This is a genomic window from Ideonella sp. sgz306126 (assembly GCF_056032705.1).
On the sequence record NZ_JBVYWP010000003.1, the window covers coordinates 660,996 to 674,071 of the forward strand.

Annotated in this window: 11 protein-coding genes; 3 read left to right on the plus strand and 8 right to left on the minus strand. The window is 67.2% G+C overall.

All coding sequences use genetic code 11. The features are described 5' to 3' along the window. Positions 1–41: 41 nt before the first annotated feature. The 8 genes from AC0N04_RS11475 to gyrA form a co-directional block, all read right to left on the minus strand. Positions 42–341 (minus strand): integration host factor subunit beta, encoded by a 300-nt coding sequence (locus AC0N04_RS11475; RefSeq protein ID WP_474281654.1) that lies wholly within the window; start codon positions 339–341, stop codon positions 42–44. 29 nt (positions 342–370) lie between these two features. Next, positions 371–2,086: a 30S ribosomal protein S1 gene (rpsA, locus tag AC0N04_RS11480; protein ID WP_474281656.1), complete on the minus strand. Its 1,716-nt coding sequence runs from the start codon at positions 2,084–2,086 to the stop codon at positions 371–373. A 176-nt stretch (positions 2,087–2,262) separates the two neighbouring features. Then, positions 2,263–4,281: a bifunctional 3-phosphoshikimate 1-carboxyvinyltransferase/cytidylate kinase gene (locus tag AC0N04_RS11485; RefSeq protein ID WP_474281658.1), complete on the minus strand. Its 2,019-nt coding sequence runs from the start codon at positions 4,279–4,281 to the stop codon at positions 2,263–2,265. Between the two features lie 45 nt (positions 4,282–4,326). After that, a complete protein-coding gene (locus AC0N04_RS11490; RefSeq protein WP_474281660.1) occupies positions 4,327–5,214 on the minus strand; it encodes a prephenate dehydrogenase in 888 nt (295 codons plus the stop codon). A 13-nt stretch (positions 5,215–5,227) separates the two neighbouring features. Next, complete coding sequence (gene pheA, locus AC0N04_RS11495) at positions 5,228–6,346, minus strand: prephenate dehydratase (RefSeq protein ID WP_474281662.1); 1,119 nt, start codon at positions 6,344–6,346, stop codon at positions 5,228–5,230. Further along, a complete protein-coding gene (gene serC / locus AC0N04_RS11500; RefSeq protein ID WP_474281664.1) occupies positions 6,339–7,436 on the minus strand; it encodes a 3-phosphoserine/phosphohydroxythreonine transaminase in 1,098 nt (365 codons plus the stop codon). Before serC ends, pheA begins: the two co-directional genes overlap by 8 nt. 2 nt (positions 7,437–7,438) lie before the next feature. Beyond that, positions 7,439–8,014, minus strand: a complete 576-nt coding sequence (locus tag AC0N04_RS11505) for a DUF2059 domain-containing protein (protein WP_474281666.1) — start codon at positions 8,012–8,014, stop codon at positions 7,439–7,441. After that, positions 8,014–10,656, minus strand: a complete 2,643-nt coding sequence (gyrA, locus tag AC0N04_RS11510) for a DNA gyrase subunit A (RefSeq protein WP_474281668.1) — start codon at positions 10,654–10,656, stop codon at positions 8,014–8,016. The genes AC0N04_RS11505 and gyrA overlap by 1 nt, the downstream gene beginning before the upstream one ends. Before the next feature lie 265 nt (positions 10,657–10,921). Between gyrA and ompA the strand changes: the two genes are divergently transcribed. The 3 genes from ompA (at position 10,922) to gph (ending at position 13,063) form a co-directional block, all read left to right on the plus strand. Then, the gene (gene ompA, locus AC0N04_RS11515; protein ID WP_474282059.1) at positions 10,922–11,581 is read left to right on the plus strand and encodes an outer membrane protein OmpA; all 660 of its coding nucleotides are present in this window, start codon (positions 10,922–10,924) and stop codon (positions 11,579–11,581) included. A gap of 118 nt (positions 11,582–11,699) precedes the next feature. Further along, positions 11,700–12,401: a bifunctional 2-polyprenyl-6-hydroxyphenol methylase/3-demethylubiquinol 3-O-methyltransferase UbiG gene (ubiG, locus tag AC0N04_RS11520; RefSeq protein WP_474282061.1), complete on the plus strand. Its 702-nt coding sequence runs from the start codon at positions 11,700–11,702 to the stop codon at positions 12,399–12,401. Next, on the plus strand, positions 12,398–13,063 hold the full coding sequence (gph, locus tag AC0N04_RS11525) for a phosphoglycolate phosphatase (RefSeq protein WP_474281670.1): 666 nt from the start codon (positions 12,398–12,400) through the stop codon (positions 13,061–13,063). Before ubiG ends, gph begins: the two co-directional genes overlap by 4 nt. Positions 13,064–13,076: the final 13 nt, after the last annotated feature.

The following is a 13,076-nucleotide window of genomic DNA, read 5'->3' on the forward strand; positions in this document are numbered from 1 at the left end:
CCCTTTGATGGGTGGGACGGCGGCGGCAGGGCCGCGCCCACTCAGTCCGGCATCACAGGCAGGCTGGCATCGACGCCTTCGCGCAATGCCTTGCCGGGCTTGAAATGCGGCACCAGCTTTTCGGGAATCGTCACCTGCTCGCCGCTGCGGGGGTTGCGCCCCAGCCGCGGCGGGCGGCGGTTGATCGAAAAGCTGCCGAAGCCCCGGATCTCGATGCGGTGCCCGCGCGCCAGGGCGTCGGTCATCGCGTCGAGGATGGTCTTGACCGCGAATTCGGTGTCGCGCTGGGTCAGCTGCGCGAAACGATCCGCGAGCCTGGCAACGAGATCGGATCGGGTCATCGGGGTTCAGTGCCGCTTCGGTCCGACGATCAGGAGTTGCCCGGGTTGTCCAGCTTGGCGCGCAGCAGGGCGCCCAGGCTGGTCGTGCCGGCGTTCTCACGCTCGTTCGACTGCGACAGGCGCTGCATCGCTTCCTGCTGGTCGACGTTGTCCTTGGCCTTGATCGACAGCTGGATGTTGCGGGTCTTGCGATCGACGTTGACGATCATCACCGAGACCTCGTCGCCTTCCTTCAGCACGTTGCGCGCGTCTTCGACGCGGTCGCGGCCGATTTCGGAAGCGCGCAGATAGCCCATCACGTCGTCGGCCAGCTGCACTTCGGCGCCGCGCGGATCGACGGTCTTGACCACGCCGTTGACCACCGCGCCACGGTCATTGACCGAGGTGTAGGTGGCGAAGGGGTCGCCATCGAGCTGCTTGATGCCCAGCGAGATGCGCTCGCGCTCGACGTCGATGCCCAGCACCAGGGCTTCGACTTCCTGGCCCTTCTTGAAGTTGCGCACGGCCGCTTCGCCGGTTTCGTGCCACGACAGGTCGGACAGGTGCACCAGGCCGTCGATGCCGGCCGCCAGGCCGACGAAGACGCCGAAGTCGGTGATCGACTTGATCGGGCCCTTGACCTTGTCGCCGCGCTTGACCGTGGCGGAGAACTCCTCCCACGGGTTCGCCTTGCACTGCTTCATGCCCAGCGAGATGCGGCGCTTGTCTTCGTCGATCTCCAGGACCATGACCTCGACCTCTTCGCCCAGGCTGACGACCTTGGACGGCGCGACGTTCTTGTTGGTCCAGTCCATCTCGGAAACGTGCACCAGGCCTTCGATGCCCGGCTCGATCTCGACGAACGCGCCGTAATCGGCGATGTTGGTGATCTTGCCGAACAGGCGGGTGCTGTTCGGGTAGCGGCGGGCCACGCCCATCCAGGGGTCGTCGCCCAGCTGCTTGATGCCCAGCGAGACGCGGTTCTTCTCGGCGTCGAACTTCAGGACCTTGGCCTGCAGCTCTTGACCGACCGTCACCACTTCGCTCGGATGACGGACACGGCGCCAGGCCATGTCGGTGATGTGCAGCAGGCCGTCGATGCCGCCCAGGTCGACGAACGCACCGTATTCGGTGATGTTCTTGACCACGCCGTTGACGATCGCGCCTTCGGACAGGGTTTCGAGCAGCTTGGCGCGTTCTTCGCCCATCGAGGCTTCGACCACGGCGCGGCGCGACAACACGACGTTGTTGCGCTTGCGGTCGAGCTTGATGACCTTGAACTCCATGGTCTTGCCCTCGTACGGGCTCATGTCCTTGACCGGACGCGTGTCGAGCAGCGAGCCGGGCAGGAAGGCGCGGATGCCGTTGACCAGGACGGTCAGGCCGCCCTTGACCTTGCCGCTGACCGTGCCGGTGACGAATTCGCCGGACTCCAGCGAAGTTTCCAGCGACAGCCACGAGGCCAGGCGCTTGGCCTTGTCGCGCGACAGGATGGTGTCGCCGTAGCCGTTCTCGACCGCGTCGATCGCGACCGAGACGAAATCGCCGACCTGGACTTCGACCTCGCCCTTGTCGTTCTTGAATTCTTCGATGGGCACATACGCTTCGCTCTTGAGGCCGGCGTTGACCACGACGTGGCTGTGCTCGATGCGGACCACCTCGGCGGAGATGACCTCGCCGACGCGCATGTCAGCGCTCTTCAGCGATTCCTCGAACATGGCTGCGAACGAACCGGCAGCAGGGGAGGCGGCTTGGACTTGGGACATTGGGGGTTCCTGAGCCGGCTTGAGACAGCCGGCAACATGTGCGATGCGAGGCACCGCGGGGTTGAGGTTGCGAGATCACCGATCTCTTCGGGGCACGCGTTGCGCGGGCGCCGGGGAGGGCGGTGGGCCCTTGTTCCTGGCCTGAAAACGCCTGTAGCGAAACTAGCGAAGCGCGGTCATGCCGGAAACGGTCTGCATTGCTGCCACCAACCCAGGCACTGCGCCACCGAGTCTTCGATGGTGAGGTCGGAGTTGTCCAGCCGCTTTGCATCTTCTGCCGGCTTCAAGGGCGCCACCGAGCGGGTCTTGTCCCGCAGGTCGCGCGCCTCCAGGTCGGCGCGAAGACTGTCGATATTAGCCGAAATTCCCTTTGTAATCAATTGCTTGTGCCGGCGAAGTGCACGCTGCTCGGCGCTGGCGGTGAGAAAGACCTTCAGCGCGGCGCCGGGGAAGATCACCGTGCCCATGTCGCGGCCGTCGGCTACCAGCCCGGGCAGGCGCCGGAAGCTCAGCTGCAGCGTCGTGAGGGCGTTGCGCACCTGGGGGTGCACCGAGACCTGCGAGGCCATGCCGCCGGTGGATTCGAGGCGCAGCGGGTCGGAGATGTCGCGGCCGTTCAGGAAGACCTGGTGGCCTTCGAAACGCAGATCCAGCGTCGACGCCATCGCGGCCAGCCGGTCCGCGTCGTCGAGCGGGATGCCGGCGTCCTGCGCGGCCAGCGCGGTGGCGCGGTACAGCGCTCCCGAATCGAGCAGGTGGTAGCCCAGCCGGGAAGCGAGTTCGGCGGCCAGCGTGCCCTTGCCCGAGGCGGTGGGGCCGTCGACGGTCAGCACCGGCACGGCGTCCGGTGCCGGCTCGACGCAGGCGAACAAGGCCTCGAAGTAATCGGGGAAGGTCTTGGCCACGCATTTCGGGTCTTCGATCCGCACCGGCACCGGCGGCGCGGCGCCGGCCAGCGGGTTGAGGGCGGCCAGCGACAGGCACATCGCGATGCGGTGGTCGTCGTAGGTGTGGATGCTGGCCGCCTGCCAGCGGGCCAGCGGCTGCACTTCGATGAAGTCGCTGCCTTCCAGCACCTCGGCGCCGAGCTTGCGCAGCTCGCAGGCCATGGCCGCGATCCGGTCGGTTTCCTTGACGCGCCAGCTGGCGATGTTGTTCAGCCGGGTCGGGCCGTCGGCATACAGCGCCATCACCGCCAGCGTCATCGCGGCGTCGGGGATGTGGTTGCAGTCCAGCGTCAGGCCCTTGAGCGGCCAGCGGCCGCGCCGCACCTCCAGGTGGCCCGGTCCGCCGGTGATCTCGGCACCCATGGCACGGGCCGCCTCGACGAAGCGGATGTCGCCCTGGATCGAATCGAGGCCGACACCCTCGATGCGCACCGGCGCGGCCACGCCGGCCAGCGCGCCCAGCCCGATGAAGTACGAGGCCGATGAGGCGTCGCCTTCCACGTGGATCGCGCCGGGCGAGCGGTAGACCGAGCCTTGCGGCAGCACGAAACGCTGGTAGCCCTCGCGCTGCACCTCGATGCCGAAGCGCGCGAGCAGGCGCAGCGTGATGTCGATGTAGGGTTTGGAGATGAGCTCGCCGTCGACCTCGATGGTGACCGGTCCGCCGGCACTGAGCAGCGGCAGCGCGAGCAGCAGCGCCGTCAGGAACTGGCTGGAGACGTCGCCGCGCACGTGGATGGCCTGGGCGGTGTTCAATGCATGGACCCGGCCGTCGCCGACGCGCAGCGGCGGGTAGCCCGGCTGGCCCAGGTCGTCGACCGGACAGCCGAGCTGGCGTAGCGCGTCGACCAGGTCGCCGATCGGCCGCTCGTGCATCCGTGCCACACCCGAGAGCTCGAATGCCCCACCCTGGGTGGCGGCCAGCACCGCCAGCGCGGCCGTCAGCGGCCGCATCGCCGTGCCGGCGTTGCCCAGGAAAAGGTGGGCCTCGCGGGTGGCCAGGCGGCCGCCCAGGCCGGTGACCTGAAGCACCGCGCCGTCGCGGCGCAGCGTGCAGCCCAGCGCCTCAAGCGCGGTCAGCATCACCCGGGTGTCGTCCGAATCGAGCAGGTCATGAACGGCGGTCGTGCCTTCGGCCAGTCCGGCCAGCAGCAGCACGCGGTTGGAGATGCTTTTCGAGCCTGGCAGGCGGACGGTGCCGGCAGCGCGCACCAGAGGAGGCAGATCGAGAAAGGCGGTGGCGTACATGGCGAGAATGCGTCGACCCGCCGGGCGGCAGCGCCCGGAACGGGTTCATTGGTGGCGTGAGGCGGCGTCCATGCGCCAGTGGCTGCGGGCCTGCGAGACGCCGCGGATCAGGGCTTCCAGCGATTCGCCCTGGCAATCCTTCATCACCTGCTCCAGCACGCCCAGCGCGCCTCGGAAGCGTTCGGATTGCTTGATCACCTCCTCGCGGTTGGCGATCAGGATGTCGCGCCAGATCGCCGGATCGCTGGCGGCGATGCGGGTGAAATCGCGAAAACCCGGTCCGGCCAGCGAGAGGAAGGCTTCGCTGTCCTTCTGCTGCAGGATGCCGGTGAAATAGGCGAAGGCCAGCAGGTGCGGAAAGTGGCTGACCGCGGCGAAGGCCGCGTCGTGCGCCTCGGGGGTCATGATCTTCACGCGGGCGCCCAGCGCCGACCAGAGGGCCTGCGCCTTGTCGACCAGGGCCGGCGAGGTCTGGGCGATCGGCGTGAGGATGACCTGGCGGTCCTTGTAGAGCGCGGCGTCGGCATGCTGGACGCCGGCCTGCTCCTTGCCGGTGATCGGGTGCGCCGGCACGAAGGCGCCGACCCGTTCCTTCAGCACCCGGCGCGCGGCGTCGACCACATCGCGCTTGGTGCTGCCCACGTCCATGAACAAGGTGTCGGGGCCGACCAGATGGCGGATCGCCCGGAGCGTGGCATCGGTCGCGGCCACCGGCACCGCGATCAGCACGACGTCCGCGCCCGACACCGCCAGCAACGCCGACTCGGCGGTCTGGTCGATCACGCCCATCTGGCGCGCACGCTCGGTGGTCGACGGCGACTTGCTGTAGCCGATCACCCGCTCGACCAGGCCGGCCTGCTTCATGGCCAGCGCGAACGAGCCGCCCATCAGGCCGCACCCGATCAATCCCAACTGCTTGAACTTTGCGGCCATCGTGTGGTTGTCGTCAGTGCACGTCGATCGGGTAGGTGCCCAGCACTTTGAAAAAGGCGCAGGCCTGGCGCAGCTCCTGCATCGCGGCCTGCACGCGGTCTTCGTCGGGGTGCCCCTGCAGATCGATGAAGAAGTAGTACTCCCACTGGCCGGAGCGGGCCGGGCGCGATTCCAGGCGGCTCATCGACACGCCATGCTTCTTGAGCGGGGCGAGGATGTCGTACATCGCTCCGGGGCGGTTGGTCACCGACACCACCAGGCTGGTGCAATCGTGGCCCGAGGCCTTGGGCGCCGGGTGGCGGTGCGGGTCGGTGACGATCGCGAAGCGGGTGCGGTTGTGGGTGTCGTCCTGGATCGCCGGGGCCACCACATGCAGGCCGTATTCGCTCGCCGCGCGTGCGCTGGCGATGGCGGCCAGCGCCGGGTTCTGGGCCGCCAGGCGTGCACCCTCGGCGTTGCTGGCCACCGGCCGCCGCTCGACCTGCGGCAGGTGCAGCGACAGCCACTCATGGCACTGCGCCAGCGCCTGGGGGTGGGCGCAGACGGCCTCGATGCCTTCCAGCTGATGGTCCTTGCGCAGCAGGTTGTGGCGCACGAACAGGCTGGTCTCGCCGATGATGAACAGCGGCGTGGTCAGGAAGATGTCGAGCGAGCGCGCGACCATGCCTTCGGTGGAGTTCTCGACCGGCACGACGCCGAAGTCGGCCGACCCGGCCGAGGTGGTGCGGAAAACCTCGTCGATGCTGGCGCAGGGCACGCGCACGATCGAGGAGCCGAAAAAGCCCAGGGCCGCTTCTTCGCTGAAGGTGCCGGCCGGGCCGAGGTAGGCGACCCGGGTCGGGGTTTCGAGCGCGCGCGAAGCCGACATGATCTCGCGCCAGATCGGCGCCACGCTGTCGGTCTTGAGCGGGCCGGGGTTGGCGGCCTTGAGGCCGTCGATCACCTGGGCCTCGCGCTCGGGGCGGAAGACCACCGAGCCTTCCTTCTTCTTCAGCTCGCCGACGGCCAGCGCCAGGCCGGCGCGGCGGTTCAGCAGCGCGAGCAGGTCGCGGTCGAGCGCGTCGATCTGCTGGCGCAGCGCGAGCAACTCGGGGGTGATGTCGGGCGCGCGGGGGTCGTGGGGATCAGCCATGGCGGCGGGCAAAGTCCTGCAGGTAGCTCACCAAGGCCTGCACGCCGGCCAAGGGCATCGCGTTGTAGATCGACGCGCGCATGCCACCGACTGACTTGTGGCCCTTGAGCTGCAGCAGCCCGGCGTCGCGGGCGCCGGCGAGGAAGGCGTCGTTGAGCGTTTCGTCGGCGAGGTAGAAGGGCACGTTCATGCGCGAGCGGGCCGGCTTGGCGACGCGGTTGGCGTAGAAGCCGCCGCTGCCGTCCAGGCAGTCGTACAGCAGGGCCGACTTCTGGGCGGCACGGCGGTCCATTTCCGCCACGCCGCCCTGGCGCCGCAGCCACTGGAACACCAGGCCCGCGATGTAGATGCCGTAGGTCGGCGGCGTGTTGAACATCGAGCCGTTGTCGGCCACGGTCTTGTAATTGAAGGCCGAGGGGCAGATCGACAGCGCATGACCCAGCAGGTCCTCGCGCACGATCACCAGGGTCAGGCCGGCCGGGCCGATGTTCTTCTGGGCCCCGGCGAAAGCCAGCCCCACTCGCGTCCAGTCGATCGGCCGCGACAGGATGTGCGACGAGCAATCCACCACCAGGGGCGCGTCCGAGCCCAGGGCCTTCAGGTCCGGCAATTCGGCCATCTCGACGCCGTGGATGGTCTCGTTCGAGCAGACATGAACGTAGGCGGCACCGTCGCGCAAGCGCCAGCCGGCCGGTGCGGGCAGGGTGGTGTGAGCGTCCGGCTCGTTGCTGGCGGCGACCTGCGCGTCGGCATAGCGCCGAGCCTCGGCCAGCGACTTCTGGCTCCACGCGCCGGTGACGACGAAGTCCACCGCGCCACCCCGTGAGAGGTTCATCGGCACGATGGCGTTTTCGCCCAGGCCACCGCCCTGCACGAACAGGATGCGGAAGTGGGCCGGCACGTCGAGCAATTCGCGCAGATCGCGCTCCGCCGCCTCGTAGATCGAGATGAACTCCTTGCCGCGGTGGCTCATCTCCATCACGCCCATGCCCGAGCCGTGCCAGTCCAGCATCTCGGCCGCGGCTTCCCGCAGCACTTCCTCCGGCAGCACGGCCGGTCCGGCCGAGAAGTTGAAGGGCCTGGCGCTCATCGTCACTTCTTCGCGGGCGCCGACGGGCTGCTGGCCGCCGCAGCCGGCGGCAGGCCCAGGCGCTGGCGCAGCGACTGGTCCAGCGCGGTCAGCTTGGGCTCGACCGTCCCGCGGGTGTCGGCAATCAGTTTCTGGGCCATGGCCTGTTGCATTTCGCCGCCCAGTTGCTGGTATTTCTTCGCGGCGCTGGAACTCAGCCAGGTGATGATCTGCTTGAGTTCATCGCTGCTGAACTTGGCCTCCAGCATCGGCCCCAGCGTGGCCGGCGCGTCCTTGGTGGCGCGGTCGATCAGCGTGGGCACGATGTCGTCGTAGAACTTCTTGACGTCGGCCTGGATGTCCTTGCCCACGGCTTCGCGCTTGTCGGCAGGCACATTGCCCAAGGCCTGACCCGCCGACTGCAGCGCCTGCTGCGCGGTCTGGCCGGCAATGCTGCGGGCGATGCCTTCCACCGCGGGTTGCTGCAACTGCACCACCTTGGCGGCCAGCTCCTTCTTGCTTTGCGCCAGCGCCGGGCCGGCCAGGGTCAGGCCGGCGGCCAAGGCCAGGGCGGCCGGAAACGTGAAACGAGCGGTCATCAGGTGTTGTCCTCGGTGGCAGGGCCATCGCCCTCGGTGGTGGAGTCGGCGGAAACGTCGTTGGCATCGTTTTCGGCGATGCGTTGCAGGCCCGACAGCTGCGCGCCGTCGTCCAGCGCGATCAGGGTCACGCCTTGCGTGGCGCGACCCAGTTCGCGGATTTCGGAGACGCGGGTGCGCACCAGCACGCCCTTGTCGGTGATCAGCATGATCTCGTCGTTGGCGCGCACCAGCGTGGCGGCGACGACCTTGCCGTTGCGCTCGCTCTGCTGGATCGCGATCATGCCCTTGGTGCCCCGGCCATGGCGGGTGTATTCGACGATGCTGGTGCGCTTGCCATAGCCGTTCTGGGTGGCCGTCAGTACGCTCTGCGTTTCGTCTTCGGCCACCAGCATCGCGATCACCGTCTGGCCGTCTTCCAGCATCATGCCCCGCACGCCACGGGCCTGGCGTCCCAGCGGGCGCACGTCGTCCTCGTCGAAGCGCACGGCCTTGCCGCCATCGCTGAACAGCATCACGTCGTGCTTGCCGTCGGTCAGCGCGGCGCCGATCAGGTAGTCGCCTTCATCCAGATCGACCGCGATGATGCCGGCCTTGCGGGGGTTGCTGAACTCGTCGAGCGCGGTCTTCTTGACGGTGCCGCGCGCGGTGCACATGAAGATGAAATGGTCGGCCGGGAACTGACGGTTGTCGCCGGTCAGCGGCAGCACCACCGTGACCTTCTCGCCGGGCTGCAGCGGGAACATGTTGACGATCGGCTTGCCGCGGCTGGCGCGGCCACCCTGCGGCACTTCCCACACCTTGAGCCAGTAGACCCGGCCGCGGTCGCTGAAGCACAGGATCCAGTCGTGCGTGTTGGCGATGAAGAGCTGGTCGACCCAGTCGTCTTCCTTGGTGGTGGTGGCCTGCTTGCCGCGGCCGCCGCGCTTTTGCGCCCGGTATTCGGCCAGCGGCTGGCTCTTCATGTAGCCGGTGTGGCTGAGGGTGACCACCATGTCGGTGGGCGTGATCAGGTCTTCGGTGCCGAGCTCCTGCACGTTGTGCTCGACCACCGAGCGGCGCGCGCCGACCTTGGTCTGGCCGAACTCCTGGCGCACCGCGATCAATTCCTCGCCGATGATGAAGGTGACGCGCTCGGGCTTGGCCAGGATGTCCAGCAGGTCGGCGATCACCGACATCACCTCCTTGTATTCGCCGACGATCTTGTCCTGCTCCAGCCCGGTCAGGCGCTGCAGCCGCATCTGCAGGATCTCGCCGGCCTGGTCGTCGGAGAGTCGGTACAGGCCGTCGTCCTGCATGCCGTAGTTCGCCGGCAGGCCTTCGGGGCGGTAGGCGGCGCGGCCGCCGGGCGTGTCGGCCTCGGCCCGGGCCAGCATCTCGCGCACCAGCGACGAGTCCCAGCTTCGCTCCATCAGGGCCGCCTTGGCCACCGGAGGCGTCGGCGAGTTCTTGATCAGTTCGATGAAGTCGTCGATGTTGGCCAGCGCCACCGCCAGGCCCTCCAGCACATGGCCGCGCTCGCGCGCCTTGCGCAGCTCGAACACGGTGCGGCGGGTGACGACCTCGCGCCGGTGCTCCAGGAAGATCTCCAGCAGTTGCTTGAGGTTGCACAGCTTGGGCTGACCATCGATCAGCGCCACCATGTTGATGCCGAAGGTGTCCTGCAACTGGGTCTGCTTGTACAGGTTGTTCAGGATCACTTCCGGCACTTCGCCGCGCTTCAATTCGATCACCACCCGCATGCCGGACTTGTCCGACTCGTCCTGGATGTGGCTGATGCCGTCGATCTTCTTCTCGTGAACCAGCTCGGCGATGCGCTCCAACAGCGTCTTCTTGTTCACCTGGTACGGGATCTCGTCGACGATGATCGCCTGGCGCGCGCCGCGGTCGATGTCCTCGAAGTGCACCTTGGCACGCATCACCACCTTGCCGCGACCGGTGCGATAACCCTCGCGCACCCCGTTGACGCCGTAGATGATGCCGGCGGTCGGGAAGTCCGGCGCCGGGATGATTTCCATCAGCTGTTCGATGGTCGCGTCCGGTGCCTTCAGCAGGTGCAGGCAGGCGTCCACCACCTCGTTGAGGTTGTGCGGCGGGATGTTGGTCGCCATGCCCACCGCAATGCCGGCCGAGCCGTTGACCAGCAGGTTGGGCAGGCGGGCGGGCAGCACCAGCGGCTCCTTCTCGGAACCGTCGTAATTGGGGCCGAAGTCCACCGTCTCCTTGTCGATGTCGGCCAGCATCTCGTGGGCGATCTTCGACAGGCGGATTTCGGTGTAACGCATGGCCGCGGCGTTGTCGCCGTCGACCGAGCCGAAGTTGCCCTGGCCATCCACCAGCATGTGGCGCAGCGAGAAATCCTGCGCCATGCGCACGATGGTGTCGTACACCGCGGTGTCGCCGTGCGGGTGGTACTTACCGATCACGTCGCCAACGATACGGGCTGATTTCTTGTAAGGCCGGTTCCAGTCGTTGTTCAGTTCGTGCATCGCGAACAGCACGCGCCGATGCACCGGCTTCAATCCGTCGCGGGCATCGGGCAGCGCGCGCCCGACGATCACGCTCATCGCGTAATCCAGGTAGGAGCGCCGCATCTCCTCTTCGAGGCTGATGGGCAGGGTTTCCTTGGCGAATTGAGTCATGTGTGGAACATGCCGGCCCAGCAAAGGGACAGCAGAGCCAGAAAGAGGCGGAAGCGGGGATTCTAAAGGCGGTGGCTTGTGGCACTGGCGCAACATGTGCTGCACCGCAGCGCATGCCGGGCCGCAAAATGCCGACCTTCGGACGCCCTATGGCACAATGAGTCATCGGTGGTGAGCGCTCGCAAGGACCGGGTGTTTGCCAGGTTATCTCGCTTCCGATTTGGACGTATCGCAGGCCCCTGCGGCTTTCCTTGAGAGGAGAATCATGAAGAAATTGAACAAGGTGGCAATGCTGTTCGCAGCTGCCGCGCTTGCCGCTCCGCTGTCGAGCGCTTTCGCCCAGGCGACGGTTGACAACTGGCGCAACGCCGATGGATCGCTCGTTTGGAAGAACGGCACCAACGAACTCTGCTGGCGCGATGCCAACTGGACGCCTGCGACCGCTGCTGCTGGCTGCGATGGCGCTCCGGCTCCGGCACCTGCCCCGGCGCCCGCTCCGGCACCTGCTCCGGCGCCCGCTCCGGCACCTGCTCCGGCACCCGCTCCTGTGGTGGCCCCGGCTCCGGTGAGCGAGAAGGTCACCTACGCTGCCGATGCATTCTTCGACTTCAACAAGTCGGTGCTGAAGCCCGAAGCCAAGGCCAAGCTGGACGATCTGGTCAGCAAGACCCAAGGCGTGAACCTGGAAGTCATCATCGCCGTCGGCCACACCGACTCGATCGGCTCCGACGCCTACAACCAGAAGCTGTCGGTCCGCCGTGCCGATGCCGTCAAGGCCTATCTGGTCGAGAAGGGCATCGAGAAGAACCGCGTCTACACCGAAGGCAAGGGCAAGAAGCAACCGGTTGCTTCGAACAAGACGGCCGAAGGCCGTGCGAAGAACCGCCGCGTCGAAATCGAAGTGGTGGGCACCCGCGCCAAGTAATCACGGATTCCTCCGTGAATCTGAAACCCCGCTTCGGCGGGGTTTTTCCGTTTGGGGCGACGCTGTCCTTGGTCGCCTCGTTGAAGCCCCGCGGGCCATCTCGGATTACCATCTCGCCATGATCAACGCCGACCCCCTGGAACTCGACAAATTCGGAGATCTCGCACATCGTTGGTGGGATCCGGCGGGTGAATTTCGCCCGCTTCATCAGATCAATCCGCTGCGCCTGGACTGGATCGCGTCACGGGCGCCCTTGCAGGGGGTGCGGGCGATCGACGTCGGCTGCGGTGGAGGCATCCTGGCCGAGGCCATGGCGCGGCGCGGCGCGAGCGTGCTCGGAATCGATTTGTCGACCAAGCCTTTGAAGGTGGCGCGCCTGCATGCGCTGGAGGCCGGTGTGGCCGATCTGACATACCGAGAGGTCGCGGTGGAGGCCTTGGCGGACGAAAGCCCTGGCAGTGCCGACGTGGTGACCTGCATGGAGATGCTGGAGCACGTGCCCGACCCTGCGTCGGTGGTGGCGGCCTGCGCACGCCTGGCCAAGCCGGGCGGCATGGTGTTCTTTTCGACGCTGAACCGGAACCCGAAGGCCTTCCTGCTGGCCATCGTGGGTGCGGAACATGTGTTGAAGATGCTTCCCAAGGGCACGCATGAATATGCCCGCTTCCTTCGTCCCAGCGAACTTGCCCGCTTCATCCGCGGTGCGGGTCTGGATCTGCAGGCCTTCAGCGGCATCGAGTTCAGCCCGCTGACCGACCGCTACCGACTCAGCGACAACACCGACGTGAACTATCTGGTGGCTTGCCGCAAGCCGGCATGACGATGGCCGTTCGCGCCCTGCTGTTCGATCTGGATGGCACGCTGATCGACAGCGCGCCCGATCTGGCTGCCGCCGCCAACACGCTGCGCGGTGCTCACGGCATGCCGCCATTGCCCTTTGAGCAATTGAGGCCGATGGTGGGAACGGGGGCGCGGGGCATGATCGGCGAGGCCTTCGGCATTGCGCCGGGTGACGCACGCTTCGAGCCGCTGCGCGATGCCTTCCTGGCGGCCTACGAGCAGGGCATGCTGAGCCTGACGCGGGTCTTCGACGCGATGGCGCCGGTGCTGGACGCGCTGGACCGCCGCGGCCTGCCGTGGGGCATCGTCACCAACAAGGCCGAGCGATTCGCCCTGCCCGTGGTCCGCGGCCTGGACCTGGAGCGGCGGGCTGCCACGGTGATCTGCGGCGACACGACGCCGCATGCCAAGCCGCATCCCGCGCCGTTGCTGGAAGGTTCGCGCCGCATGGCCGTGGCGCCGGAGCACTGTGTCTACGTCGGCGACGACTTGCGCGACATCCAGGCCGGCCGGGCGGCGGGCATGGCGACGCTGGCCGCGGGTTGGGGCTACCTGGGCCAAGGTGCACCCATCGCCGACTGGGGGGCCGACGCGGTGATTGAATTCCCGCAAGGCCTCTTGAAGTGGCTTGAACAAGCCTAAAATAGCCATTGTC